Annotated in this window: 24 protein-coding genes; 9 read left to right on the plus strand and 15 right to left on the minus strand. The window is 72.4% G+C overall.

What is annotated here, in order from left to right:
- The first annotated feature begins 13 nt into the window (after positions 1 to 13).
- Genes GPA10_RS12875 through GPA10_RS12885 form a run of 3 tightly spaced genes read left to right on the plus strand, consistent with a single transcriptional unit; the run spans position 14 to position 3,075 of the window.
- Entirely contained in the window at positions 14 to 1,228 is a 1,215-nt protein-coding gene (locus tag GPA10_RS12875; RefSeq protein WP_157165644.1) for a type III PLP-dependent enzyme, read from the plus strand.
- On the plus strand, positions 1,229 to 1,759 hold the full coding sequence (locus GPA10_RS12880) for a GNAT family N-acetyltransferase (RefSeq protein ID WP_157165645.1): 531 nt from the start codon (positions 1,229 to 1,231) through the stop codon (positions 1,757 to 1,759). It begins immediately after the preceding gene.
- A 14-nt stretch (positions 1,760 to 1,773) separates the two neighbouring features.
- Entirely contained in the window at positions 1,774 to 3,075 is a 1,302-nt protein-coding gene (locus tag GPA10_RS12885) for an MFS transporter (protein ID WP_157165646.1), read from the plus strand.
- A gap of 92 nt (positions 3,076 to 3,167) precedes the next feature.
- On the opposite strand, the gene GPA10_RS12890 is transcribed toward GPA10_RS12885, so the two are convergent.
- Positions 3,168 to 4,574 (minus strand): S41 family peptidase, encoded by a 1,407-nt coding sequence (locus tag GPA10_RS12890; RefSeq protein WP_246259057.1) that lies wholly within the window; start codon positions 4,572 to 4,574, stop codon positions 3,168 to 3,170.
- A 336-nt stretch (positions 4,575 to 4,910) separates the two neighbouring features.
- Here GPA10_RS12890 and GPA10_RS12895 point away from each other — a divergent pair, with 336 nt between their 5' ends.
- Complete coding sequence (locus GPA10_RS12895; RefSeq protein ID WP_343040741.1) at positions 4,911 to 6,728, plus strand: sigma-70 family RNA polymerase sigma factor; 1,818 nt, start codon at positions 4,911 to 4,913, stop codon at positions 6,726 to 6,728.
- A gap of 177 nt (positions 6,729 to 6,905) precedes the next feature.
- On the opposite strand, the gene GPA10_RS12900 is transcribed toward GPA10_RS12895, so the two are convergent.
- Positions 6,906 to 7,475, minus strand: a complete 570-nt coding sequence (locus tag GPA10_RS12900; RefSeq protein ID WP_157165648.1) for a DinB family protein — start codon at positions 7,473 to 7,475, stop codon at positions 6,906 to 6,908.
- 224 nt (positions 7,476 to 7,699) lie between these two features.
- Between GPA10_RS12900 and GPA10_RS12905 the strand changes: the two genes are divergently transcribed.
- The 3 genes from GPA10_RS12905 to GPA10_RS12915 all read left to right on the plus strand — a co-directional run bounded on the left by GPA10_RS12905 (position 7,700) and on the right by GPA10_RS12915 (position 8,978).
- Positions 7,700 to 8,113, plus strand: a complete 414-nt coding sequence (locus GPA10_RS12905) for an ATP-binding protein (RefSeq protein ID WP_063803544.1) — start codon at positions 7,700 to 7,702, stop codon at positions 8,111 to 8,113.
- Positions 8,114 to 8,311: 198 nt separating this feature from the next.
- Positions 8,312 to 8,668, plus strand: coding sequence for an STAS domain-containing protein (locus GPA10_RS12910; protein ID WP_058847771.1), 357 nt, complete (start codon positions 8,312 to 8,314; stop codon positions 8,666 to 8,668).
- Positions 8,661 to 8,978, plus strand: coding sequence for an ANTAR domain-containing protein (locus tag GPA10_RS12915; RefSeq protein ID WP_343040743.1), 318 nt, complete (start codon positions 8,661 to 8,663; stop codon positions 8,976 to 8,978). Before GPA10_RS12910 ends, GPA10_RS12915 begins: the two co-directional genes overlap by 8 nt.
- 210 nt (positions 8,979 to 9,188) lie before the next feature.
- Here the strand turns inward: GPA10_RS12915 and GPA10_RS12920 are convergent, their stop codons facing one another.
- From GPA10_RS12920 to GPA10_RS12945, 6 genes are all read right to left on the minus strand, one after another.
- Positions 9,189 to 10,568 carry a PP2C family protein-serine/threonine phosphatase gene (locus GPA10_RS12920; protein WP_157165649.1) on the minus strand — a complete coding sequence of 460 codons (1,380 nt, stop codon included), beginning with the start codon at positions 10,566 to 10,568 and terminating at the stop codon, positions 9,189 to 9,191.
- Entirely contained in the window at positions 10,565 to 11,770 is a 1,206-nt protein-coding gene (locus GPA10_RS12925; RefSeq protein WP_157165650.1) for a SpoIIE family protein phosphatase, read from the minus strand. The genes GPA10_RS12920 and GPA10_RS12925 overlap by 4 nt, the downstream gene beginning before the upstream one ends.
- Positions 11,767 to 12,249, minus strand: coding sequence for an anti-sigma regulatory factor (locus GPA10_RS12930; protein WP_079086306.1), 483 nt, complete (start codon positions 12,247 to 12,249; stop codon positions 11,767 to 11,769). The genes GPA10_RS12925 and GPA10_RS12930 overlap by 4 nt, the downstream gene beginning before the upstream one ends.
- Positions 12,246 to 12,644 (minus strand): STAS domain-containing protein, encoded by a 399-nt coding sequence (locus GPA10_RS12935; RefSeq protein ID WP_058847769.1) that lies wholly within the window; start codon positions 12,642 to 12,644, stop codon positions 12,246 to 12,248. The genes GPA10_RS12930 and GPA10_RS12935 overlap by 4 nt, the downstream gene beginning before the upstream one ends.
- Positions 12,641 to 13,531, minus strand: a complete 891-nt coding sequence (locus tag GPA10_RS12940) for an STAS domain-containing protein (protein WP_343040744.1) — start codon at positions 13,529 to 13,531, stop codon at positions 12,641 to 12,643. The genes GPA10_RS12935 and GPA10_RS12940 overlap by 4 nt, the downstream gene beginning before the upstream one ends.
- A 307-nt stretch (positions 13,532 to 13,838) precedes the next feature.
- Positions 13,839 to 14,360: a MarR family winged helix-turn-helix transcriptional regulator gene (locus GPA10_RS12945; protein ID WP_157165651.1), complete on the minus strand. Its 522-nt coding sequence runs from the start codon at positions 14,358 to 14,360 to the stop codon at positions 13,839 to 13,841.
- Between the two features lie 91 nt (positions 14,361 to 14,451).
- On the opposite strand from GPA10_RS12945, the gene GPA10_RS12950 reads away from it, so the two are divergent.
- Entirely contained in the window at positions 14,452 to 15,648 is a 1,197-nt protein-coding gene (locus tag GPA10_RS12950; RefSeq protein WP_343040746.1) for a PP2C family protein-serine/threonine phosphatase, read from the plus strand.
- A 104-nt stretch (positions 15,649 to 15,752) separates the two neighbouring features.
- Here GPA10_RS12950 and GPA10_RS12955 read toward each other — a convergent pair whose 3' ends face one another.
- The 7 genes from GPA10_RS12955 to GPA10_RS42385 all read right to left on the minus strand — a co-directional run bounded on the left by GPA10_RS12955 (position 15,753) and on the right by GPA10_RS42385 (position 23,260).
- On the minus strand, positions 15,753 to 16,619 hold the full coding sequence (locus GPA10_RS12955; RefSeq protein WP_058847766.1) for an RNA polymerase sigma factor SigF: 867 nt from the start codon (positions 16,617 to 16,619) through the stop codon (positions 15,753 to 15,755).
- A gap of 115 nt (positions 16,620 to 16,734) precedes the next feature.
- On the minus strand, positions 16,735 to 18,300 hold the full coding sequence (locus tag GPA10_RS12960) for a lipase family protein (protein WP_157165652.1): 1,566 nt from the start codon (positions 18,298 to 18,300) through the stop codon (positions 16,735 to 16,737).
- Positions 18,301 to 18,427: 127 nt separating this feature from the next.
- A complete protein-coding gene (locus tag GPA10_RS12965; protein WP_246259058.1) occupies positions 18,428 to 19,630 on the minus strand; it encodes a cobalamin B12-binding domain-containing protein in 1,203 nt (400 codons plus the stop codon).
- 71 nt (positions 19,631 to 19,701) lie between these two features.
- Complete coding sequence (locus tag GPA10_RS12970) at positions 19,702 to 20,193, minus strand: ATP-binding protein (RefSeq protein WP_157165653.1); 492 nt, start codon at positions 20,191 to 20,193, stop codon at positions 19,702 to 19,704.
- Positions 20,190 to 20,540, minus strand: coding sequence for an STAS domain-containing protein (locus tag GPA10_RS12975; RefSeq protein ID WP_157165654.1), 351 nt, complete (start codon positions 20,538 to 20,540; stop codon positions 20,190 to 20,192). Before GPA10_RS12975 ends, GPA10_RS12970 begins: the two co-directional genes overlap by 4 nt.
- Before the next feature lie 183 nt (positions 20,541 to 20,723).
- Positions 20,724 to 21,101, minus strand: coding sequence for an STAS domain-containing protein (locus tag GPA10_RS12980; protein ID WP_343040747.1), 378 nt, complete (start codon positions 21,099 to 21,101; stop codon positions 20,724 to 20,726).
- On the minus strand, positions 21,098 to 23,260 hold the full coding sequence (locus GPA10_RS42385; RefSeq protein WP_343040748.1) for a PP2C family protein-serine/threonine phosphatase: 2,163 nt from the start codon (positions 23,258 to 23,260) through the stop codon (positions 21,098 to 21,100). Before GPA10_RS42385 ends, GPA10_RS12980 begins: the two co-directional genes overlap by 4 nt.
- Before the next feature lie 357 nt (positions 23,261 to 23,617).
- Between GPA10_RS42385 and GPA10_RS12990 the strand changes: the two genes are divergently transcribed.
- Positions 23,618 to 24,382, plus strand: a complete 765-nt coding sequence (locus GPA10_RS12990) for a calcium-binding protein (protein ID WP_157165655.1) — start codon at positions 23,618 to 23,620, stop codon at positions 24,380 to 24,382.
- Positions 24,383 to 24,471: the final 89 nt, after the last annotated feature.

Below are 24,471 nucleotides of genomic sequence, written 5' to 3' on the forward strand. Positions count from 1 at the left end.
CAGGGCATCCACCATGTACGACACGACCACACCCCAGCTCCGTGCGGCCCTGGTGGCCGCCACGGAGGACCTGCTCGTCTACGATCTGCCCGGCATCGCTGACCGCCACGACGCGCTGGTGGGCGAACTGCCCGGCGCGGCCGTACGGTTCGCGATGAAGGCCTGCCCGGTCGACGAGGTCCTGTCCTGTCTGGCCGGGCGGGGCGCCGGGTTCGACGCGGCGAGCCCGATGGAGATCCGGCAGGCGCTCGCGACCGGCACCCCGGCCGACCGGATCCACTACGGCAACACCATCAAGTCCGACCGGCAGATCGCCGAGGCCCACCGCCTCGGCATCAGGGACTTCGCGACCGACAGCGTCGAGGACGTCCGGGCGATCGCGGAGTTCGCCCCCGGATCCCGCGTGTTCTGCCGCCTCGCCACCGACGGCGGCGGCGCGCTGTGGGGGCTCAGCCACAAGTTCGGCTGCTCCCCCGCTGACGCGCTGCGCGTCATGGAGACGGCGCGCGCGGCGGGCCTGACCCCGGCGGGCCTCTCGGTGCACGTCGGCTCGCAGCAGATGACGGCCGAGGCCTGGTCCGCCGCGTGCGACCGGATGGCCGACGTGCTCGACGCCCTGCGGCGGCGCGGCATCGCCCTGGACCACATCAACCTCGGCGGCGGGCTGCCCGCCCTCGGCTACCGCGACCGGCTCGGCACGCCCCTGGAACCATCCCTGGACAAGATCTTCGCCGTGATCAGGGAGGGCATGCAGCGGCTCCGTGCCGTCGCCGGGACCCCGCTGGACTTCGTCATCGAACCCGGCCGCCATCTGGTGGCCGACCACGGCGCGGTGCGCGCCCACGTGTCCCGGCTCACCGCCCGCCGTCAGGCCGACGGCGAGCGCCGGTACTGGCTGTACCTGAGCTGCGGCAAGTTCAACGGCCTGTACGAGATGGACGCGCTCCAGTACACGCTGGTGTTCCCCGAGTACCGGGGCCACGACTTCGTCCCCGCCGTCGTCGCGGGGCCCACCTGCGACAGCGACGACGCGTACAGCCACGAGGGCAGCCCGGTCCAGGTCCCGCGGACGGCGGCGTCCGGCGATCCCGTGTGGATCCTCTCCTCCGGCGCCTACGCCACGAGTTACACCACGCGGGGCTTCAACGGCTTCGGCCCGCTGCCCCACGCCTTCATACGTGACGACCGCGCGCCCCTGCCCGCCGCCGCACCGGGAGGGGCGCGCTAGATGGTCCACGACGTACGCATCCGGCACATCGCCGACGACGACTGGGGCAGCATCACGGAGTTGGAGGCCGCGGTCTACACCGACCTCGGCCTCTGCGAGGGCCGCACGGCACTTCAGTCGCGGGCCCGTGCCTCCCCGAGCACCTGCTTCGTGCTCGACCGCGCCGGGGAGCCGGCGGGCTATCTGCTCGCCCTGCCCTACCCGCCGTTCCAGTCGCCGGATCTCGCGCGGGCCGAGGAGGCGGGCACGGCGGGCACCGCCCCGGTCCGCTCGGCGAACCTGCATCTGCACGACCTCGTCGTCGCCGAGGACTACCGGGGACACGGGCTCGCCAGGCGGCTCCTGCGCCATCTCGCCTCGACCGCGAGGGCGCAGACGTACGAACAGATTTCCCTGGTCGCCGTCGCCGGAAGCGAGACCTTCTGGGCGGCACAGGGATACCGGGCCCATCGGGAGATACCGCTCCCGGGGAGTTACGGCACCGACGCGGTGTACATGTCCGCGGCCGTGCCGGAAGGACGACGAGGCTGAAGAGACTGATGAACATGTTGCTCGTTCGCGATGAGTTCCGCCGCGCACAACTGGCCATCGCGGCGCTGTTCTGCGTCCTGGGATTCCAGTACGCCACGTGGGCGGCGCGGCTACCCGCGCTCAAGTCCGACCTCGGCCTCTCCGAGGCCCAGCTCGGACTGCTCCTGATGGCCTGCGGCGTGGGCGCGGCCGTCTCCTTCCCGCTGGTCGCCGCGCTCAGCAGACGCTGGGGGTCACGGCGCCTCTCGCTCCTGTCGGCCCTGTTCCTCGGCGTGCTCCTGCTCGCCCTCGCCGCCGCGCCCAACTATCCGGTGGCGCTGCTCGTCATGTGCGCCGACGGCGTGGGCGTCGGCTGTCTGAACGTGGCCATGAACGCGCAGGGCGCGGCCCTGGAGTCCCGGCACAAGCGCACCGCCATGTCGCAGCTCCACGCGACGTTCAGCGCCGGGTCGCTGGGGGCGGCGCTGCTCGCCTCCGGGATGAGCGCGCTCAGCCACTCGGCGGCGCTGCACTTCGGTGTCGCCACCGTGCTCGTCATCCTCCTGACGCTGTACGCGCAGCCCGCGCTGCTCCCCGAGGAGCAGCCCGCCCGCCCGTCGGCCGACGAGGCGGGCGCCGACACCGACGCCGGCACCGGGGACGCGCCGGAGAAAAAGAAGAAGCGCACCTGGTCCATCCCTTCCTCGGTCACCCTGTGGATGGGCGGCGCGATGGTCTTCGGCACCGTCGCGGAGGGCGCCATGAACGACTGGTCGGCGCTGTACATGAAGGAGGTCGCCGACGCGTCGGCGCGCCTCGCGCCCCTCGGCATCGCCGTCGTGTCCGTCATGATGGTCCTCGCCCGGCTGTTCGCCGACGGCTGGCGCACCCGCTGGGGTGACGCCCGCGTCGTACGCGTGGGCAGCATCCTGGCCACCGCGGGCCTGGCGTTCGCCCTCCTCGCGGGCGGTGTGGCGCCCGCCCTGATCGGTTTCGCCTGCATGGGTCTCGGTCTCGCGGCCGTGACGCCGTGCGTGTACGTGGCGGCGGCACGGCAGGGCTCCGACGCCCTCGCGCTCGTCGCGGCCATGGGCACGACGGGTCTCCTCGCGGGTCCGCCGGTCATCGGGTTCATCGCGAGCGGCAGCAGCCTGGTCTGGGGCATGGCCGCGGTGGCGGTGTCGGCGTCGCTGGTGTCGGTGTGCGCGGCCCGGATCCGCTGGACGGCGACCGCGGAGGCGGAGGTGGCCGAGGCGACCGAGGCGACCGAAGCGACCGAAGCGACCGAGGCGACCGAGGCGACCGAGGCAGCCGAGGCGGCCGAGGCGAAGGGGTGAGACGGCGTGCACGGCGGGCTCCCTCCTCGTGAGGGGGCCCGCCGTGCCGTTGCCGACGGGATCACCGCGCCGGCGCACGGCCGCCGACGGGACTAACGAGCCTGCCCGAGGACCTTCAGGGCCCTGTCGAAGGCCGAGTCCTTACGGTGCTCGAACTCCTCCTCCGTGAAGACGGGTTCACTCAGGTGCGGCGGGATCCCCGGCCCGTCGAAGGTGGTTCCCGACCGGGTCACGAACTCCTCGTTGGGCAGCCCGACCGCCATGCCGTTGGGCAGCCGGCGCCCCAGCACGTCGGAGAAGACGCCCTGGGTGTGCTGCCCGATCCGCACGGTCGTACCGGGCCGGTCGATCAGCGACTGGGTGAACGTCTCCCCCGCACTCACCGTCGACCCGCCGGTGAGGACGGCGACGGGCCCGGTGTAGCGGGGGCCGTGGGCGGGCGTGACCAGCGCGGGCTGCGGGCGGGTGTGCCTGGTGGGGTCGGCGGGGTCGTTGCGGGCCCGCTTGCGGTAGGCGACGTACCCGGTGTCGGTGAGGCGCCCGGCGATGCGCAGCCCGAGGACGTCCGAGCCGCCGCCGTTGATCCGAAGGTCGACGATCAGCCCGTCGAGGCGCCGGGTGCGCTTCTTGGTGAAGACGGCGGCGAGCGCCCGGTCGAGCTCGGCGCGGTGCGCGCTGAAGGGGGCGGTGTCCTCCGCGTACCCGCCGAATCCGGACACCCGCAGATATCCCTGTCCGCCGGGCAGGTCGGCGTAGGTGATCCGTCCCCTGGCGAAGTCCTGTACGTTCTCCGCCCCCTTCAGGTCGCGTTCGAGGATCAGCTTCTTCGCCCGGTCGTCCAGCTCCCGCGAAGGCATGACGGTCCCCGGCCGGACCATGGTGAAGTGCCGGTCGCCGTCCTGCACCATGACGTGGGCGTCGTCGAGCGGCGCCACCATCTCGGTGAACAGCGCGAAGAGTTCCTCGCGGGTGGTGTCCGCGTGCACCTTGGGCCGGTACCGGTCGCGCACGGCGTGCCAGTCGATGCCGCGGGCGGCGAAGAACGGGTAGTTCTCCTCGAACGACTGCCAGAAGACGTCGAAGGCGGCCACGGGTCCCTGCGGGGCCGGACGGGTGCAGGCGGCGGGAAGCTTCTTCAGGCGCCGCAGCTCCTGGTGGCCCACGGAGCTGTCCGTGCGCAGCGTCGCCCGGTCCCGTCCGGGTGCCGCCCGGACCGTGACCACGGAGCCGTACACGGTGTACTGCCCGGGGCCGGTCCGCTTCGCCGTATCGCCCCGCGCGCAGCTCACCGACGTGGTCTCGTACTCCTGCAACTCGCCCCGGCGAACCGACCAGATCGTGCCATAACCGTCCGCACGCCATAAACCGTGGATTCCCGACTCCGCCGACAGCCTCGCCGGTGGCGCTTTCGCGGAGGTCGCCGCGGTCGCCGTCCCCGCGGTGAGGGCCGCTCCCGCCGTCAGCGTCAGAACCGTCACCACGGCCGTCGCCATTCTCATGTCCGTGCCTCTCGTTGTCGGTGCTCGTCGTGCTCGGTGCTCGTCGTTCTCGTTGTTCGTCGTGCTCGGTGGCCGTCGTTCTCGTTGCTCGTCGTTCTCGGTGGCCGTCGTTCTCGGTGGTCGATGCCGGTGGCCGGAGCCGCTTCCACGATTCCGTACGCCGTCCCACGCGCCCATCCTGCTGCCCCGAGCCCCACGGTGGTGCCAGCCCCCGCAGCCGCGTGTAAACGTGACCCGGCTCTCATTGCCCTCTTCGAGCTTTCTGTTATCCCGCCGCAGCGCGCAGGATCTCCCAAACAGCAGGGGTCACACGGACACCAGGACAGGAGAAGCGTTGTGGAGCACGATCGGCGGACGCGCGGGCAGATCGACGACGTCGAGCTGACCGCTCTGGTCACCGCGGCTCGGGCCGGAAACGCGCAGGCACGGCACGATCTCGCCGCGTCCTTCCTGCCACTCGTGTACAACGTCGTCGGCCGGGCCCTCGGCGGTCACGCCGACGTCGACGACACCGTGCAGGACGTCATGGTGCGGATGCTCCGCGGGCTCCCCGGGCTGCGGGACCCCGCGTCGTTCCGGTCCTGGCTGGTGGCCATCGCGATGAACGAGACGCGCCGCCACCAGCGGCCGACGCCGGTGGACAGCGGCCTCCAGGACGCCTGCGACGTGCCCGACCCGGCCGGCGACTTCACCGACGTCACCATCCTGCGGCTCGGCCTGTCCGGCGAGCGCAAGCAGGTCGCGCAGGCGACCCGCTGGATGGACGACGACTACCGGGAGCTGCTCGCCCTGTGGTGGCTGGAGGCCGCAGGGGAACTCTCCCGGACCGAGATCGCCGAGGCCCTCGGCCTCACCACGGAGCACACGGCGGTGCGTGTCCAGCGCATGAAGGCCCAGCTGGTGTCGGCACGGACCGTGGTGCGCGCCCTCGCGGCGGCACCGCGCTGCCCCGGCCTCACTGACCTGACCGCGTCCTGGGACGGCGTCCCCTCAGCGCTGTGGCGCAAGCGGCTCGCGCGTCACACCCGCGCGTGCGCCGCGTGTACGGGGCACGGTGCGCGCCTCACTCCTGCCGAGGGACTGTTGGCGGGCCTCGCACTCGTACCGCCGCTGACGGCGGGCATTTCTCCCCTGACCGACCCGGCCGCGACCGCCCCCACAGCCCACGCACACCCCGTCCCACACCCGGACCACCAGCAGTACAGCCATCCGGCCGACGACACCGAGGCAATCCCCCACACCATGAACTCACAAGATCCGATGGACCCGCAGTCCCCCTCGCACCACTGGACGCCCGACGACGTCACGGCCATCACCCCGCCCAGTAGCGGTACACGTGGCTCGCGCGCCGAGCTGCGGCAGGGGCGGCGCACCTCGCGGCGCCGCAAGCAGGCGGTCGCGGCCGGTGCCGGCATCGCGGCGATAGCCACCCTGACCGCCGTCATGCAGCTCGGCACGGACGACTCCGACGCCCCGGACAAGAGCACGGCCGCGGCCATGCGGACGGACGAGCCCACGCCGGGTGACACGGAGCCGTCGCGCACGCCGGAGGGCGAGCGGTCGCCCTCCGCGTCCCCGTCAAAGTCGAAGGAGAAGCCGAAGGACAAGGAAAAGGAGAAGACGAAGCCGACAACCGCCGCGGAGAAGAAGGCGGCCGAGCCGGAGCGGAAGCCGCGGAGCACGACGAAGACCGGCTCGAAGAAGCCGAAGCCGCCCCCGGCACCCCCGAGGACGCAGCGCCCGAGCGCCACAGCGACACCGCGGACACCGACCGGATCGACGGAGCAGCAGGTCCTGCGGATCGTCAACGACGAGCGGCAGAAGGCCGGGTGCCGCCCGCTCACGTACAACAGCAAACTCGCCACGGCCGCCAAGCGGCACTCCACGGACATGAAGGCGCGCAACTACTTCGACCACACGTCGCCCGACGGCACCGACCCGGGCAAGCGCATCACGGCCGCCGGTTACCGGTGGAGCACCTACGGCGAGAACATCGCCCGCGGCCAGCAGAGCGCCTCCTCCGTCATGACGTCCTGGATGAACAGCGAGGGCCACCGCGCGAACATCCTCAACTGCTCGTTCAAGGAACTGGGCGTGGGCATCGAGCGGGGCTCCGGCGGCCCGTGGTGGACTCAGAACTTCGGCGCCCGCTGACCTCCCGCCGACCGTTCGGGGAGGCGCCGGGGGACACCCGGCGCGCCACGAGCTCCGCCGGAACCCGCTTCTGGGCAGCGATCAACGATCAGTCGGCCGATCCCTGGAACCGATCACCGGGCAGCTTCGGTCCGCCACCCCCGGCGGCGGGCCGGAGCACGGCGGCCCCGGCCGCCGTCACTGGCCCACTCGTCCGTCGACGCACTCGCGCAGCAGATCGGCGTGCCCGCAGTGCCGGGCGTACTCCTCGATTCTGTGCACCATGAGCTCCCGGACCGAGGTCTTGTCCTTCCCCAGTCGCTCGCCGAGGTCCGGGTGCTCCGCCAGTGCGGCGTCGGTCGCGGCCTGCTCGCGCTCCAGATCGGCGTACGCGGCGTCGACCACGGCCCGGTCGGCGACCGCGCCATGGAAGTCCGCGTCCTTCGGGCCGTACAGCTTCGGCTCCGGGTCGCCCTCGTGGAGCCAGTTGCGCCAGTCCCGCTCCACCTCGACGAGGTGGCGTACCAGGCCGAGCAGCGACATCGTCGACGGCGGGACGGAACGGCGGGCCAGTTGCTCCGCGTCCAGGCCCTCGCACTTCATCAGCAGGGTGAGGCGGTAGCTCTTCAGGAAGTCAAGCAGCGTCGCGAGCTCACCGTCCGGGCCGGCACCGTCACTGTCGCGCGGGTCGTCGTCGGGGTCCGCCCACATGTCGAGGTGGACGGTCGCCTGGGTCCATCGCTCGGGTTGATCATTCATGCGTGCCATCGTCGCCCGTACGCGTTCGTCCCTGCCACTGCTTTACCCGGCCCGTCCTGCCCCTGCCCCACCCGGCCCGTCGTCGCGTTCTCGAACGGTAGGGTGGCCTCCCGGCCTGGTCAGGGGCTTGCCGCCGGGAAGCGGCCGCCTCCACTCGGGTGACACCCGCGTACAGGTCGCCGTTCGGGGCAGGCGATCGATGTCCAAGAGCCTCAAAGCGACGGGAGATTGCCATGGTGCATCCCCCAGAGGAGCAGTTGGTGTTCCGCGAGTGGAAGCAGGAGGGACCGACGTCGGCGGCCCAGGCGCGTGCGATGGCGGAAGACTTCATGACAGTCGTCGGGTACGGGGACGAGAAGCAGCGGGAGGCGGTGCTTCTCGTCGTGTCCGAGCTGGTGACCAACGCGCTGCGGCACGCCCGCGGTGTGACCGCGTTCCGCCTCAGCCACGACGCGCAGGGCCTCACCGTGTCGGTGCTGGACGCCGACGACCGGCCGCCACAGGCGCAGCCGCTCGACCCCGGGCGGCCCGGCGGATTCGGCATGCACCTGGTGCGCAGCCTCACCGGCGGCGTGGAAGTGCTGCGGCGCCCCGGCGGCAAGAGCGTCCGGGCGACCGTACCGAACGCCTACGTCGGCAGTCTGTGAAGGCCCCGTACGGCTGCGACCGAGAGAGACACGGGCAGTCCGTGGTGGCGTCGCCCTGTGACGAAGCCGACACGATCGCGGCTGCCGGAGACCGGTAGAAATCGCGACACGGGGCAGGCGTGGTCCAGTGCGGTACCGACAGCCGGTACGGCACGGACAGGCTGAGTCGGGCGGTCGCCGCCCGGAGGGAGTGCGCAGATGGATGGTCGCTTCTCGGTCGTCGCCGTCAGCTCGGATTCCGAGGCGACGCGGAGCGTGTGGCGTCTCAAGGGGGAGCTGGACCTCGAAGGCGCACCCCTGATCGCCGAGACCGCCGGCGGCGGGCTCGACACCGGCGGGTGGACGGTCGTCCTGGACTGCCAGGACATCACCTTCTGCGACTCCAGCGGCCTCAACGTGCTGCTGCGGCTGCGCGAGCAGGCCTCCCGTTCGGGTGCCTCTCTCGTCATCGCCCGGCCCTCGGAGAACGTGCGGCACCTGTTCCGGCTGACCCACACCGACTCGGTGTTCGACATCGTGGACACCCCGGCCGAGGTATCTGTCCCTCGTGTCTGAGAGCGGCGAGGCGGCCAAGGAGCAGGAGATATCCGAACTCCGTACGGAAGTCGGCCAGCTCAAGCACGCGGTGCGCGCCCACGCGACCGTCGACCAGGCCATCGGCGCGCTCGCCGCGATCTCCAACATCCGCCCCGAACAGGCGTGGGACGTGCTCACGGAAGTCTCCCAGCACACCAACATCAAGCTCCGTCTGGTCGCCGAGCAGGTCGTCGAGTGGACCTGCGACGGCGAGCTGGCCGAAGAGGTGCGCCGGGAGCTGCAGCGGAGCCTCGCCCACCAGGAGCCGTGCGCTGCCCCGCCCAGCTGAAGCCCGCACAGCTGAAGCGTCTGTTCCCGTGAGACCTCTGTTCCCGTAAGACTTCTGTTTGTTTCCGTAAGACCTCTGTTCACGCGGTCACCGCGGTGACCGCGTGAACAGAGGGGGAGCTCACTGCCGAACTCTCCCGGGAGCAGATCGGTCGTGAACCCTCTGCGGCACCGGGTTTCCCGTATTGCTCGGATCTATCCCGTCCATCCCCTATGCGTTGGGAGCGTCGCCCGGGCCGGTGAGCCGTACCGCGAGGGCCAGGGTGTCGTCGGCGTGCAATATCACCGCGTGCATCTCCTTGGCGATCTCCCCGGTCAGCCGGGGCGCGGGCAGCCGTGCGTGGCGGCGCGCTGCCGCCGTGAGCCGGGACTCGCCCTCCAGGGGGTCCCGGCGGCTCTCGGTGAGACCGTCGGTGTACAGGAGCAGGAGGTCACCGGGGGCGAGGCGGGTCCTGCGGACCCGTTCACTGCCCGGCAGGGGGAAGCCGATGCCCCGGCCCGGGGTGTCGAGGAACGCGGCGTCGCCGTCGCGGCGGACCAGCAGCGCCGGCGGGTGGCTGCCGTTGGCGAGGTGGACGTCGCCGGTCGCGGGGTCGACGCGGGCCAGCAGGACCGTCGCCATGATGTCCGGGTCGAACGGCGTCAGGGCCTCGTTCGCGCGCGCCACGATCGACTCCAGCGCGTGGCCCTCCAGGGCGAGGGTGCGCACGGCGTGGGTCACGGTCAGGGCGCTGCGGGTGCTGCGGACACCGTGGCCCAGGGCGTCGACGACGGTGATGTGGACGGTGCCGTCGGGCAGCACGAACCAGTCGTACAGGTCGCCGCCGGTGGGGGCCTCGGTATCGGCGGGGGCGTAGTGCACGCCGAGTTCGACGCCGGGCACGTCGAGGACCGGCGGCCGCAGCGCGTCCTCCAGTTCGCGCAGGACCCGGCCGTGGGCGCGGCGCAGTTCCTGGTCGCGCTCGTCGAGCTGGACGTAGAGCGCGAGCACTCCGTTGTTGGTCTCGGACAGCTCGTGCTTCAGGAGGCGGTGCTCCGCCTTGAGAGCGTCGATCTGCGCGAGGGCGGCGCCGAGTTCCTTCAGGAGCAGGCCGGTCTCCCCCTCGTCCGTCAACTGCGCGGGGAGCTGCGCGGGCGCGGTACGTCCGCCGCGCGCGGAGCGGGGCCGTGGCGCACGGCCGGCCGGCGCCTTTCCGGCCCGGCCAGTCCGGTCGGCACGGTCCGCCCGCTCGGCACGGCTCGTCCGGTCTGCGCGGTCTGCGCGGTTGCTCCCTTCCAAGGGAATCCGCCAGGTGACCGTCCGTGGCGACGTGCTGTGGGCCGCCAGCGGCAGTTCGCCCGCCACGGGAGCGTCCACGGCACAGTCGGGCCGGTCGAGCGTGACGACGAGCACGCTCCGCTGCCCGTCGGCACCCTGCTCCGTGGTGGCGGTGAGGGCGACCGTCCGGTCCGCGGCGATGGCCGGTTCGGCGACGATGGTGGCGGCGAGCGCGAGCCGCGCCCGTACCTCGGTGTCGACGTGGTGATCGGCCGCGAGCGTGCGCACGGCCTGTCTGAGCGCGGGCAGCGTCCGCAGGTCGGTAGCGGTCATCGGGGCCTCTGCACGGGTTGTTCGACGAAGGGCTGTTTACTGAGGGACTGTTTGCCGACGGCCTGTTTGCCGAGGGCCTGTTTGCCGAGGGGTTGGCCGAGGGGCTGCCTGACGACGAGGACGGTCGCGTCGTCGCGGGAGCGCCGGTATCCGTGGACAAGTGCGGTGGCCAGCAGGGGCGGCGGCAGCCGCAGCAGGAACGGGTCGGGGGCCCGGGACCAGCGGGCGTCGATGCCGTCGGTGTGCAGCACGGCCGTGGCGCCGGGCGGCGCGGCGAGGCGGCGGACCTGCGGCGTCGGCATGTTCCAGCCGACGACGCCCGGCTGTCCTGTGAGGTGGTGGCCGACCTCGTCGGCGGAGAGCAGCACCGCGCGTACGTTGCCCACGCCGCAGTAGAGGACCTCGCCGCCCCGCAACCGCAGCACCCCGACAGCGGCGCCCCTGGAGTGGCGCAGAGCCCGGTTGGTGGCGGTGAGGAGGGCGGGCAGTTCGGCGTCGGGCGCGCGGTGGAAGCAGCGCAGGGCGAGTTGAGCGGCTTCCTGTGCCTGCGCTCCGTGGCCGAGGCCGTCGACGGCGAGGGCGGTCAGGCCGTGCTCGGTCGTGGCGATGGCGGAGGCGTCGCCACAGTGCTCCTCGCCCTGGGCGGCGAGGCGCAGCGAGCCGACGGGCCGGTCGGCGGCGCTCGCGGACCCCCCGGACCCTCCGGACACCCCGGGCCCTCCGGATACCCCGGACTCTCCAAACCCCCCGGACCCCGCGGACCCCCCAGACCCCGAGAGCCCGGCCAGGAGCCGGGCGCAGACGAGCGTCCCATGGCCCTGTCGGGTGCGGATGGTGAACGAGGTGGCGATGCGGCTGACGGCACCGAGGCCCGCGCCGAGCGAGTTGGTGGTGGTGTAGCCGTCGGCCAGACAGCGCTCCAGCTCCCCCATGCCGGGGCCGCGGTCGGCGGCGAGGATCTCGATGCCCTCGCCCGCGCCCAGCGGCTGGAGGTAGAGGCTGCCGCCGCTGGCGTGTTTGGCGATGTTGCTGGCGAGTTCGGAGGCGACGACGGCGGCCCGGTCGGGCAGGGCCCCGGGCAGCCCGCAGCGCCGCGCCAGGGTGCGGGCCGTGGCGGCGGCGAGGTGCACGGCACTGAAGTGGTCGATGGGGACGGCCCGGGTGGGCTCCGTGAGAAGGGTGCCCGCGGGGTCGAGGGTCATGGGGCTCGCCTGTTGTTCCAGCGGGTGGCGGTGACGACGGTGCCGCGCCCCGCGGTGGAGCTGAGCGTGAAGTCGTCCATGAGGCGGCGGGCGCCGCCCAGGCCGTGGCCGAGGCCCGCTCCGGTGGTGAAGCCGTCGGTGAAGGCCTCCTCGATGTCGGCGATGCCGGGCCCGTCGTCCTCGACGGTCAGCCGGATGCCGGTGGTGCCGAGCCTGCGGACGATGTCGAGGGTGAGGGTGCCGCCGCCCCCGTGGACGTAGGCGTTGCGGGCCAGTTCGCTCGCCGCGGTGACGACGCGGGTCTGGTCGACGATGCCGAAGCCGGCGTGCAGGGTCGCGGCCCGTACCGCGTGCCGGATGCTGAGCAGGTCCTCCTCGCTGGCCACCGGGTGGGTGCTGGACTCCGCGGAGTCGGATGCGGGCTCGACCGTCTCGGCGCGCTGCGGCGCCCGCGTCGTACCTGCGTGGGATCGGGTCACCGCGCCTCCCCTGCGGGCGTGCGGGCGGCCCTGTGCCAGCCGAGCGCGGTCAGGCCCTGCTCGGCGTTGAGGGACGTCTCGACACCGGACAGCTCGATGCCCAGCTCGACCAGTGTGATGGCGACGGGCGGCCGCATGCCCGCCACGATGACGCGGGCGCCGAGCAGCCGCGCGGTCGTGGTCAGCTGCATCAGCATGCGGGCGACGAAGGAGTCGATCAGTTCGAGGCGGGAGATGTCGATCAGTACGCCGCGGGCGCCGGTGGAGCTGATGGTCTCGGTGAGCTCCTCGGTGAACGCCAGCGCCGACTTGTCGTCGAGTTCGTTCAGGAGGCCGCTGACCAGGACGTCCCCGAGCTGGAGGATCGGGACACCGGCGGAGGGATGTCCGTTCACCGGCCGTCCGTTCCGTCGGGGCCCGGCGCGTCGGTGATCTTGATGGCGGCAGCGAGGGCGTCGGCCAGGGTCGCGCGGGTCAGGATGGTGGACAGGTCGATGCCGAGCTGGGCGATGGTCTGCGCGATGGGCGGCCGGATGCCGCTGATGACGCAGTCGGCGCCCATGAGCCGGACCGCCTTGACGGTCTGCATCAGATGCTGGGCGACGGCCGTGTCGACGGTGGGGACGCCGGTGATGTCGATGATGGCGACCAGCGCCTCGTCGTCCTGGATGGCCTGTAGCAGGTTCTCCATCACGACCTGGGTGCGCGCGGTGTCCAGGGTGCCGATGAGCGGGACGGCGAGGACCTGGCGCCACAGCCGGACGACGGGCGTGGACATCTCCAGGAGCTGGTGGCTCTGGCGGTGGATGATGGCCTCGCGGCCCTCGACGTACACCTCGAAGGAGAGCGCGCCCGCGGCGTCGAGGAGCTGGTTGATCAGGAGGGCGACGGCGAGCAGTCCATCGCTCTCCCCGGTGGTTCCGCGCACGCTCTCCAGGAGTGCCTGCTTGAGGGCGAGCACCGCGAGCGAGGTCACGGTCGGTGAGGCTCCGCCGCGCGCCCGGCGCAGCGAGAGATCGGTCACGATGCGGTTGAGGTCCTGGTCGCCGTGGGCGAGGCGCTGGACGGGGACGTCGCCGCCGAGGGCGGCAGCGAGGGCGGCCACGAGGGCGTCCGCCTCCTCGTGCAGTTCGCTCTCCGTCAGGTCGCTGCCCAGGACGGCCTGTTCCAGCTGGAGCTGCACCCATCGGTCCGCGATGGCGTCGGCGTTCGCACGCAGCACCTCGGTCACGCGGGCCCGTGCGACGGAGTCACTGGTAGTCGCGGTGTCGCTGGTAGTCACAGACCAACCTCTCGCATCCGGAGGCCCGTCCGTGCAGGCCTCGTGTCCTTGCTGTCACCGTGGGCCGGACCACTGGGAGGAGCACGCAGCGCCTCCTGCGACCGTCCGGGCGCCTTGTCCGGCCCCCAACAGTTTCCGCTCGGCAACTGTATCCGTACGGCAACAATCCTGCCCCCACCGGCCCCACGGTCCGCAAGTGCGTAGAGCGCTTTGGCACTTATGAGTGGTGTGGGAACGGGCGATCGAGAACATACGCGTGCTGTGAAGTGCGCCGGGACACCGGTGGGCACTCGACCCGCGGGTTCCCTCACGCCGTTCTGGCAGGCCCTTCCGTCTCCCCCGTCACGGGCGATGTATGCATCCGGGTTGTGTGCAGTTCGTCGGCACAGTCCCGGAAATCACTCAGGCCCTCGACCAGACAGGCGCGCGCGGGGCCCGACATCCCGGCGATCACGGCCGTCAGCGCCTCCTCGCGCCGGCCGCGCAGATCGGCGAGGTACGTTCGCCCGGGGCCGGTGAGGCGCAGTGTCAACTCGCGGCGGCTGACCCTGCTCTGGGTGCGCTCGACGAAACCGAGCGCCTGCAACCGGTCGCACAACCGGCTCACGGAGGACGGGGCCGCGCCGAGAATGCCCCCGAGGGTCCGCAGATTGATGCCGTCCTCGCGCTCCAGGACGTACAGGACCCGCAGCTGCGACGTCGAGACGGGGGCCGGCGAGACGGAGTCCCGGCCGCGCTCCCACAGCACCTCCAGGAGTTCGATCACTTCCCGTGCCGCGGATGCGGCATTCTGGGGGCGCCGCTGCGAGGATGCCGGGTTCACGCCCATGCCTTTACTCTCCGTATCGGCCTGGCCGGGCCGTATGGTCCGGCGAGGGGGTTGCTCCTTCTCATCCTCGTACTCGAGAAAGCGGACGTAAGTGGACAGATACGCGGCAGTCGGGCGCACTTTGCGCGGCGCGGCTCCTCACGAACTTCCGCAGGCGGCCCGCAAGGCGCTGACCGAGCACTTCACCGCGACGCAGGTCGAACTTCTGATGGCCGACTACGCGATGACCATACTCCAACCGGTCCCCGCTCTCCCTTACACCACGGAACGGATTCCCGTCCACGCCAGTGCCCCGGGGCGCGCGTTCGGCGCCCAGGAACCCTACGTCGAGAGCGGCGGCGCCGGTGGAACCGGTGGACTCGGCGGCGGCTCCGGCGCGGTCGTCATCCATCTTCCCGTCACGGTGCGGGGCGACCGCCTCGGTGTGCTGTCCGTCACCCTGCCCCCGGAGACGTACTCGCCGCAGGCACTGCGCGAACTCGTCCTGATCGCCGAGGCGCTCGGCCACGAGATCGTCGTCGCCGAACGCGACACGGACCTGTACGTGCAGGCCCGGCGCGTGGAGCGGCTGACCCTCGCCGCGGAGATGCAGTGGCAGCTCCTGCCGGGCCGCTCCTGCTCGCGCCGCGAGTACGACCTCGGGGGTCATCTGGAGCCCGCCTACGCCGTCTTCGGCGACAACTTCGACTGGTCGACGTCGGCCGACCACCTCACCCTCACCATCTCCAACGGCATGGGCCAGGGCATCTCGGCGGCGCTGCTCACCAATCTGACGGTGCACGCCCTGCGCAACGCCCGCCGCGCGGGCCTCGGCCTGGCCGACCAGGCGTGCCTCGCCGACCAGGCGGTCTACGGGCAGTACCGGGGCGCCGCGCACGTCTCGGCGCTGCTGCTCCGCTTCGACCTCGCCACCGGTGCGGTGCGGGTCATCGACGCGGGCTCGCCGAAGGTCTGGCGGCTGCGCTCGGGCAAGGTGGAACAGATCACCGGCCTGGAGGCACAGCTCCCGCTCGGCATGTTCGAGGACTCCCTCTACACCGAGCAGCCCTTCAAGGTCCTGCCCGGCGACCGGCTGCTGTTCGTCAGCGACGGGGTGTACGACGTGGCCTCGCCCGCGGGCGAGCGCTACAGCGAACGCGAGCTGGCCCGAGCGCTGACGAGCACCCGGCTCCTGCCGCCCGCGGAGGTGCCGCGTGCCGTGCTCGGGGAACTGGCAGGACACCGCGGCGAGACGCGGGCCGAGGACGACGCGACGGTGGTGTGCCTCGACTGGCACGGGCGGCCCTGACCTGCGTCGCCGACCTGGACGTGCGCGACGGGCCCGGACCGTGTGGTCCGGGCCCGTCGCGAGAAGGGTGCGGATGCCGGCACCACCCGGGGGTGGCGGGGCGGTCAGACGCCGGCCGGCACCAGACCCGCGCGCAGACGTCCGAGGATGCGCTTCAGGAGCCGGGAGACCTGCATCTGCGAGACGCCGAGCTTCTCGCCGATCTCGGCCTGCGTCAGCTCCTCCACGAACCGCATGTGAATGATCTCACGGTCGCGCTCGGAGAGTTCCCCGATGAGGGGCGCGAGGCTGTTGAAGTCCTCGACGAGTTCGAAGGCGGCGTCCTCCGCCCCGATGAAGTCGGCGAGCGCGGCCTCGCCCTCGTCGCTGCCGCCGCCCATGAGCAGCGCGGCGTTCAGGGACGCGGAGGTGTAGCCGTTGGAGGCCTTGCGGGCCTCGATGACCTCCTCCTCCGACAGCGACATCAGCTCGGCGAGCTCGGCAGTCGTCGGGTCCCGGTCGAGCCGGGTCGCCAGCTCCTCGGTCGCCTTGGCCAGCTCTATGCGCGCCTCCTGGAGGCGGCGCGGCACATGCACGGCCCACGAGGTGTCGCGGAAGAACCGCTTGATCTCACCGACGATGTACGGCACGGCGAAGGTGGCGAACTCGACCTCGCGCGACAGGTCGAACCGGTCGATCGCCTTGATCAGGCCGATCGTGCCGACCTGGACGATGTCCTCCATCTCGTCGCCACGGCCGCGGTAGCGGGATGCCGCGTAGCGCACGAGGGAGAGGTTCATCTCGATCAGGGTGTTGCGCACGTACTGATAGTCGTGCGTGCCCTCTTCGAGGACGGCGAGCCGGTCGAAGAACTGCTTCGAGAGGACGCGTGCGTTGTGCGGCTCCACGCTCGACGGTGCTTCGATCAGCGGCAGTTCCCCCTCCGCACAGGCCTTGGCCTTCGCCGACTGGACCTCGGACACTGCTCCCATCGCGGCAGCCACGCCATCCACCCTTCGCTTGACGACACCCCGTGTCACATACAGGGGACTCGAAACGCGTTTGCCCCTGCGTGACGATCTCACACCTGCCGATCCGAAACTTTTCTCAGGGGCGACCCGTACTGCCCCTCCCCTCCCCCGTGCCGGCCCCCGGGATCCGCCCCGCCGCGAACACGAGGCGGGCCAACTCGCGGTGGAACACGTCATCGTGCGCGCCCAGGGGCGGCGCCCCGCCGCGGACCACGGCCGAGGTGTCGACATTGACACAGCCCGAGCGGGGCAGGGCGTCCTCGGCGAGGGCGTCGGCGAGGGTGAGCGTCGGACACCCCTCGACGCCCTGCGCCCCGTCGTACCCGAGCGCCCCCCAGACCCGGCCCGCGCCCACCAGCGGCGGCGACTCGCCGAGCAGGCGGGACGCCAGCGGGAACAGCAGCCCCAGCTCCAGGTCGTGGTGCGAGTAGCCGCACACCACCGGCCCGGCGACACGGTGTGCCACCTCCGCGAGGCCACCGCCCCCGCGCAGCTGGTTCGGCAGATGCCCGGTGAACGCGAAGTGCGAGAAGGCGGCCTGCAACAGCGTCAGGGAGCCCACGCGGTGCGCGCCGCCCCCGAGGCCCCGGGCCGCGTACGCGACGAGTCGGGCGCCCGCGCCATGGCCGACGAGGTGGACGCGGGTGTCCGGCAGCGCTTCCGCGATCCTGCCGAGGGCGGGGGCGAGACCCCTCTCCCCGATCAGCGCGGCGCGCCGCCTGATCGCGTACGACACGGCCTGGCACAGGAACTGGTGCGCGCCGTCCCACAGCCGGTCGGGGTCCTCACCCACCTCCGTCACGCCGAAGGGGTGGATCCGGGGCCCGAGCGGTTCCGGCCGCGACAGCCATGCGGCCGGTGCGTCCGCCGGGCGCGGACCGGCCGTCTCCGACTCCGCCAGCGTCCCCGACTTCGACACCGCGGGCGCCTCGGCACCAGTGCTCGGCTGCTCGATCCGCTCCGGCCGCTGCGCTTCCCGCTCCGCTTCCTCGCCCGCCTGCTCCAGGGCGTGGGCGAACCCTTCGCACACCTGGACGGCGCTGTCGAAGAGCATCGCGGGATCGGACTGGGGCAGCAGTGCGTTGCTCATGTCCGTGGCGTAGGAGTTCACGTCCGACTGAAGCGGCGCCTCGACGAGACGGCGCAGCATCATGCCCACGTCGTCCACGGCGCCGTAGCGGACCGGCCGCTCGTCCAAGAGGGCCCGCAGTTCCCCGACGAGGCGCTCCGCGCCGGGGAACGTGCGGTTGAGGGCGGCCTCGGTGGTGTCGGTGAGCCGTGGCTCGGGCGGACATCGCATGCCCGGCCAGTGCACGCTCACGAAGCCGAGGCCCGTACGGCTCCAGTCGGCGGACTCGGCGGACTCGGCGCTCCCGACCGTCTCGGCGGACTCGGCGGGGCCGGCGGCCTCGGTGGCGAACAGGGCGTGGAAGCGGTCGTCCGTCCCGGCTGCCGTGTCCGCGTCGTTGTGGCCGGTGTGGGCGATGACCAGGAGGTCACGGACGCCTGCGGCGTGCGCCTCCTCCGCGATCCGCGCGCCCTGCTTCCCGTCGCCGTCGCCGCCCTCCGCGTCGAACGTGATCACCCAGCGCGGCAGGTCGCCTCCCCGGGTCTCTCCCCGGGCTTCCCTGGAACTGCGCATGCGCTCCCCCGAACCGGTGGCGGGCACTGTGCACGCAGCATCCTCGGTCCGGGCGACCGTGGCTAGAGGGGCGCGCGCCGACTTGGGAAGGGCTCCGGCGCGCGACCGCCTGTCGGTGCTGCCGGACTCACTCCCCCGGCCCGGGCGTCCGCAGGGCCTCGGCCGCCTGCCGGAGCATCGCGGTGGCCCGGGGGAAGTCGCGGACCTCGGCCCCCAGGATGTCCAGGGCGTGCAGCAGGGACTCCGTCGGTACGTGCCGGGCGGCGAGGATGTCGTTGGTCCAGCAAGCGAAAGCGGTGAACATGTCACCGTCGTCGACGTACAGGGCGGCGCCGAGGAAGGCGACGATGTGGGCGATGTCCTCCGCGGTGTGCTGCTGCGGCGGCGCGGTGTAGTCCCTCATGGCGGGGTAGCGGGCGCCGACGCCCTGCAGGGTGGCCCGGACCAGTTGCCCGGCCGCCCGGCTGATCAGTGTGTACTCCTGGTCGAGCAGATGCTTCAGCGATTCGTCCGTGAGCGGGTCCCCCGCGGGGCGCGGCGGCGGGCCCCCGGCGAGCCGGGCGGCGGCCGAGCGGGCGTCGGAGGCCCAGAGGTCGGCGCCGAGCAGTTCGGCGTGGCGCCCGCCAGGACCGAACGCGGCGCCGCCCGCTAGCACGGGGACACCCGCGGACCGGCACGCGGAGATCGCCGCGTGGGCCGTGGGCAGCCGCGTCGCGAGCGAGCCCGAGAGGGCCACCACGTCCGCGCCGGTGTGGTGCAGATGCGTGACGAGATGGGCGGTGGGGACCTGGGTGCCCAGGAAGTCGACGTGCCAGCCGCGCAGCGAGAGGACCTCGGCGAGGAGCCGGGCGGGCAGGGCGTGCCACTCGCCGTCGACACAGGAGACGGTGATCCGCGGTCGCGCGGGTCCGCCGGGCCCCGGGCGCGAACCGTCGGGGTACGGGCGTGCGGCTGCGGGATCGCGCCGCGAACTGACGGTGTCGTGGGAGCCCGGCGCGGCGGCCGGGGGTTCGGGGCTCCGCGGGGCGGGCGGGGCAGGGGCGCCGGGCGGGGCCTCGGAGCGTGCGAGCGCCGCGACCACACGTTCGTTGATGGCGGTGGCGGCGTGTTCCTGGGCCACGGTCATGCGGTTGTCCGCCCACTCCTTGCCGACGCGGCGCTGCACGGCGCCGATCACGTCCAGGAGGACGGTCTCCTTGTCGAGCCCCGCCCGCAGTGCGGCGAAGGCGGTCCAGGCAGCGGACGGCTCGTCGCCGGCCACCACCGTGTCCCACAGTTCGTCGGCCCAGTAGGCTGCCCGGCCGTCGGGAGCGGTGGCCGTCGATGTCATCCGGTGTACCTCCAGCGTGGGGGCCGCGTGCCCGGGGCCGCGTGGCTCCCGTGCCGCAGCCGGTCGCCGCGTCAGCCGCGGGGTGTCTTCCAAGTGACGCGTACGGTCTTTCCGCCCGCGTGCACAAATACGTCGAGCGTCGTCGCCAGTGAGGCGGCGAGCAGCATGCCCATGCCGCCGGTGCCGTCCCGGGTGTCGGGGGCCCGCGGCGCCGGGAGCCGCAGGCTGGCGTCGTCGACATCCGCGACCAGGCCGTCGCGGTGGCCGTGCATTCTGAGCCGCCACCATCCCGTGGCGTGCCGGAAGGAGTTGGTGCACAGCTCCGACACGACGAGGGCGACGTCGGTGGCGTCGACGGCGGGGCAGCGGACGGCCGCGAAGGCGTGGGCCGCCCGGCGGGCCGCCCCGATGCAGGAGTCCGCCGCCTCCACGACCAGGAGCGCGGGCCTGTCCCCGGGTACGGGCAGCCAGTCTTCCCGGACCGCCCCCCGGACACACAGCGAGCAGGCGTCGGTGACTCCGTGGGCAGCGGCGCGCGCTGCCACGTCCGGGAAGTGCGTCATGGCGCGCACGCCTCCTCCAGGGAGCCGCAGATCTGGAAGTGCCCGAGGGTCCCGGTCACCCGCAGCAGCTCGCGCAGCTGTTTGGGGATCGGGCCGAGGAGCCGCATGTCGTGTCTGCGACGCGTCCGGATGAGGATGTTGAGCATCGTGGAGTCCGCGAACTCCAGTCTCGTCACGTCCAGTACCAGGCGGAGCTTCAAAGGCCTTGTCTCCAGAGCAAGTTCGATGTCCGGCTCGTACTCGACATCCATCTCGCCGACCACGGCCACCACGCACACACCACGCCGGTCGTCGACGTGAACCTCCACCGAGCACTGGGCCGCCGCGTCACCCTGCGTCCACTGCATTGGCACAGTGTCGACCCACCGGGCCCTCCGTACCCCGACCATCCCCCCATGGGGGAGGCCTCGAATTCATGTCTGGCGGTATGGGCCCTTCCGTATAACCGGTCAGGGCTGCTCCTTCTCCGGTCGGAGCTGCCCTTCTCCGGTCGGAGCTACCCTTCTCCGGTCGGAGCTGCCCTTCTTCGATCAGGGCTGCCGTACGGTCGGCTCGGACTCGCGCAGCGCGCCCAGGTAGGCCGCCGTGCCCGTGCGGACGAGCAGGCGGTCGACGCGGGCGGGCCGCTCCCGCAGGATGAGCCGCGCTCCGTAGGCGTCGGCCCGCCGTCTTACGGAGATCAGCGTGGAGATGCCGCACAGGTCGCACTGCGTCACGTCCGCGCAGCACAGCACCAGTTCGGACACGTCGGGCCGGTCGGCGAGCGCCTCGGAGACGAGGACCACGAGGGCGGCGAGTTCGTGCGCCACGGTGTGGTCGAGGAGCCCGCGGAGGCGGACGGTCAACCGGTGCGGCGGGTCGTCGTCGCAGAGGTGCGCCGTGAGCACGTCGGGCGGGCTCTGCGTCACCGGTCCGCTCCCGGCCGCCGACCGTCACCGCCGGTACGGGGCGCGGCGATGACCATCAGGGCCATGTCGTCGTGCCGGCGCCCGCCGAGCCATTCGGCGACGAGTATCTGCACCCGCTCGGCCATGGCCTCCGGTGGCTTCCCCGCGTACTCGGAGAGGGCCGCGCGCAGCCGTTCCTCGCCGAACTGCTCGGTGCCGAGCGGTCCGCCCCTGGCCTCGGTGACACCGTCCGAGTACAGCAGGCAGGCCTCGCCGGGGCGCAGCGTGGTGCGGTGGGTGTCCGCGGTCACCTCCGGCAGGGCGCCGACCAGGGTGCCGTGCGTCGGAGCGGCGTCGACGCTGCCGTCGAGCCGGACGATGAGGGGCGGCGGATGGCCCGCGCTGGTGAGGCGGAGCGCGACGGTGTCGCCGCGGCGGCTCACGGAGGCGAGGACGAGGGTGGCGAAGCGGCTGTGCCGGGTGCTGAGCAGGGCGGAGTTCAGTACCCGCAGCAGCCTTCGGTGGTCGGGTTCGACGAGGTGCAGGGCGCGCAGGGTGCTGCGGATCTTGCCGGTGAGGACGGCGGCCTCCAGGCCCTTGCCGCACACGTCGCCGAGGACCACGTGGGTCTCCCCGCCGTCCTCGGCCGCGGGGCTGATGTCGAAGAAGTCGCCGCCCACCTCGAGTTCACCGTGCGCGGCACGGTGCCCGCCCGCGTACTCGACGCCGTCGATGCGCCGCAGCTCGGGCGGGAGCACGTCCTGCGTGAGCAGTTCGGCCACGGCCGCGTGTTCGGTGCGGAGCCTCGCGGTGTCCAGGGCGGCGCCCGCACGCGCGGCGAAGACGCGAGCGAAGGTTTCTTCGTCCTCGCTGAAGGGTTCCGCGCCTGCCGCGCGCAGCAGGACGAGGGCGCCGACGGGTCCGCCGCCGCCCGGCAGGGACACGACCATCATGGCTCCGGTGCGGTCGCGGGTCCCGGTGCTGTCACGGGTCCCGGTGCCGTCACAGATCCCGGTGCCCTCGTCGGTCCCGGTGTCGTCACGGGACCCGGTGCTGTCTCCGGTCCCGGTGCCCTCCTCGGCCCCGGTGCTGTCGCGGGTCCCGGTGCCACCGCCGGTCCCGGTGCCGTCACAGATCCCGGTGCCGTCTCCGGACCCGCTGCCCTCGTCGGCCCCGGTGCCGTCACGGGACCCGGTGCCGTCTCCGGACCCGGCGCCCTCGTCGGCCCCGGTGCCGTCACAGATCCCGGTGCCGTCACGGGTCCCGGTGCTGTCACCGGACCCAGCGCCCTCGCCAGTCCCAGCGCCCTCGCCGGTCCCGACGGCCCCGCTGCCACCGGCGACTTCACCGACCCCGGCCGCACTACTGCCACGGGCGACCCCGCCGACCCCGGCCGCACCACTGCCACCGGCGGTATCGCCCACCCCAGCCGAACCACCCCGACCGGCGCCTCCGCCCGCCCCACCGGCCGCCGCCCCGAAGAACCCCGGCGCCAGCCACTCCGGCAGCGCCCCCGGGTCCAGCCAGCGCGAGGGCACGGGCGGAAATCCCTCCAGCGCCTCCGCGAGGCCGGGTACCTCGGCGGCGTCGCCCGCGAGCCGCCCGTGGGTGACCTCGCCGTCGCGCACGGCGGCGGCGAAGGGCAGCCTCGCGCCCCGGGCGGCACCGACCACCACGACGGCGTCCGCGAGGTGCCGGGCGGCGAGCAGTGCCGCAGTCGCCCTGCATCCGCGCGGGTCGAGGGAGCCGGACAGCCGACGCGACGCGTCGGCGAGGAAGTGGGCCCGCTCCCGTTCCGTGCGCAGCGCACGGCGCACGGAACCCTGGCCGGTGTCGTCGCGCAGCCACCACAGCACCTCGTCCCGCTCGCCCGCGGCGACCCCGGAGGCCTCGGCGCGCAGGGCCCGGCCCGCCACGTTCCCCGCCGCCTCACGGTCGCGGCGGGCGTGCGCCTCCGCGAGCCACGGCGGTGCGTGCCGGGCCAGTTCGGCGCCGGCCGACACGCCGGGGAGCAGGGCCCTCGCCGCGGGGTTGGCCCACCGGACGCGCCCGTCGGCGCCCGCGAGCAGGAGGGGCCAGGGCGCGGACTGCAGGGCCGCGTTCACCGCCTGCGCGGTGCGCTGCCCGGACGGGATGCTGGTGGCTCGCCTCACATGCCGGAACGCCGTGCCTCCCGACACGGATCCCCTCACCCTCTCCCCTGTACGGACAGTCTCCGCGCCCGCCGCGCCGGGCCGGCCGGACCGGCCCCGCGCGCATGCGCCGTGCACGCCCGACGATCCTCCTGATGACGGCTCCGCACAACGCGTACGGCGGGCTTCGCGGCGTTCACCAGGCACGGCGCCACCGGAATCAACTATTCGGATGAAGTATCGAACCCCTCTTCGAGAGCAAGCACAGGACCAGGGCAAAGGGTTGTACGCGACACACGTGGCGATCAACACAACGATGGAGACTTCGTGAAGACGTAAGGTCATCGCGTTCACATCACTTGCCGGGCGGCGCTGCCGCCCCGGCGTCATCCCGTGGGGGGATTCATGCACCACCGCACCCGCATCGCCGTTCTCGGCTCGGCCCTGGCCGTGGCCGTCGCGGGCTTCGCCGCTCCCGTCGCCCTCGCCGCCCCGACCGAGGACGTCACGATCGACAAGGTCGTCGCGAACGGCGGCAAGCCGGTCGTGCTCGGCACCACCGCCGGCAAGACCTTCTCCGTCTCCGTGACGGCTTCGGACGACTCGGGCATCAAGAGCGCCGACATCACGCTGTACGGCCCCAACTCCGCCATCGCCCTCCCGACGGGCAACGTGACGTGCACGGTGGCCGGCACGGCGTCGACGTCGACGTGCACCGCGAAGTTCACCATCGACCCGGACACGGACTTCTACGACAACAGCCCGGCCGGCACGTGGTACGTCGACTCCACCGTGACGGCGAAGGACGACGACATCAAGTGGGCGGAGAAGTCCGGCAAGCTGAAGGTGCTGCGCCAGTCCAAGCTCACCGTGAACGCCTCGCCCGAGCCCATCAAGAAGGGCAAGACGCTCACCGTCACCGGTGCGCTGACCCGCGCCAACTGGGAGACCTACAAGTACGCGGGCTACACCAACCAGTCCGTGAAGCTGGAGTTCAAGAAGAAGGGCGCCTTGTCCTACGCCGCCGTGAAGACGGTGAAGAGTGACAACAAAGGCAACCTGAAGACCACGGTCAAGGCTTCCGTCGACGGCAGCTACCGCTGGGCCTTCGCCGAGAACTCCACGACCTCCGGTGTCAACGCGAGCGGCGACGCCGTCGACGTGCGCTGAACCACGGGCTGAATCAGCGACAAGGGCAGCAGCCCTCCTCGCACGACACGGCGCCGGCCGGGCCTTCGGGCACCGACCGGCGCCGCTTC

It is taken from the genome of Streptomyces typhae (assembly GCF_009755605.1).
Lineage (GTDB): Bacteria > Actinomycetota > Actinomycetes > Streptomycetales > Streptomycetaceae > Streptomyces > Streptomyces typhae.

Excerpts from the sequence above, each read along its gene's own strand:
- GPA10_RS12880 (WP_157165645.1), top strand. The coding sequence starts at position 1,229 with ATGGTCCACGACGTACGCATCCGGCACATCGCCGACGACGACTGGGGC.
- GPA10_RS12975 (WP_157165654.1), bottom strand. The coding sequence starts at position 20,540 with ATGCAGTGGACGCAGGGTGACGCGGCGGCCCAGTGCTCGGTGGAGGTT.
- GPA10_RS12955 (WP_058847766.1), bottom strand. The coding sequence starts at position 16,619 with ATGGGAGCAGTGTCCGAGGTCCAGTCGGCGAAGGCCAAGGCCTGTGCG.
- GPA10_RS12965 (WP_246259058.1), bottom strand. The coding sequence starts at position 19,630 with ATGACATCGACGGCCACCGCTCCCGACGGCCGGGCAGCCTACTGGGCC.
- GPA10_RS12970 (WP_157165653.1), bottom strand. The coding sequence starts at position 20,193 with ATGACGCACTTCCCGGACGTGGCAGCGCGCGCCGCTGCCCACGGAGTC.
- GPA10_RS12920 (WP_157165649.1), bottom strand. The coding sequence starts at position 10,568 with ATGACCGCTACCGACCTGCGGACGCTGCCCGCGCTCAGACAGGCCGTG.
- GPA10_RS12910 (WP_058847771.1), top strand. The coding sequence starts at position 8,312 with ATGGATGGTCGCTTCTCGGTCGTCGCCGTCAGCTCGGATTCCGAGGCG.
- GPA10_RS12885 (WP_157165646.1), top strand. The coding sequence starts at position 1,774 with ATGTTGCTCGTTCGCGATGAGTTCCGCCGCGCACAACTGGCCATCGCG.
- GPA10_RS12945 (WP_157165651.1), bottom strand. The coding sequence starts at position 14,360 with ATGGGCGTGAACCCGGCATCCTCGCAGCGGCGCCCCCAGAATGCCGCA.
- GPA10_RS12960 (WP_157165652.1), bottom strand. The coding sequence starts at position 18,300 with ATGCGCAGTTCCAGGGAAGCCCGGGGAGAGACCCGGGGAGGCGACCTG.
- GPA10_RS12875 (WP_157165644.1), top strand. The coding sequence starts at position 14 with ATGTACGACACGACCACACCCCAGCTCCGTGCGGCCCTGGTGGCCGCC.
- GPA10_RS12890 (WP_246259057.1), bottom strand. The coding sequence starts at position 4,574 with ATGAGAATGGCGACGGCCGTGGTGACGGTTCTGACGCTGACGGCGGGA.
- GPA10_RS12905 (WP_063803544.1), top strand. The coding sequence starts at position 7,700 with ATGGTGCATCCCCCAGAGGAGCAGTTGGTGTTCCGCGAGTGGAAGCAG.
- GPA10_RS12900 (WP_157165648.1), bottom strand. The coding sequence starts at position 7,475 with ATGGCACGCATGAATGATCAACCCGAGCGATGGACCCAGGCGACCGTC.
- GPA10_RS12925 (WP_157165650.1), bottom strand. The coding sequence starts at position 11,770 with ATGACCCTCGACCCCGCGGGCACCCTTCTCACGGAGCCCACCCGGGCC.
- GPA10_RS12990 (WP_157165655.1), top strand. The coding sequence starts at position 23,618 with ATGCACCACCGCACCCGCATCGCCGTTCTCGGCTCGGCCCTGGCCGTG.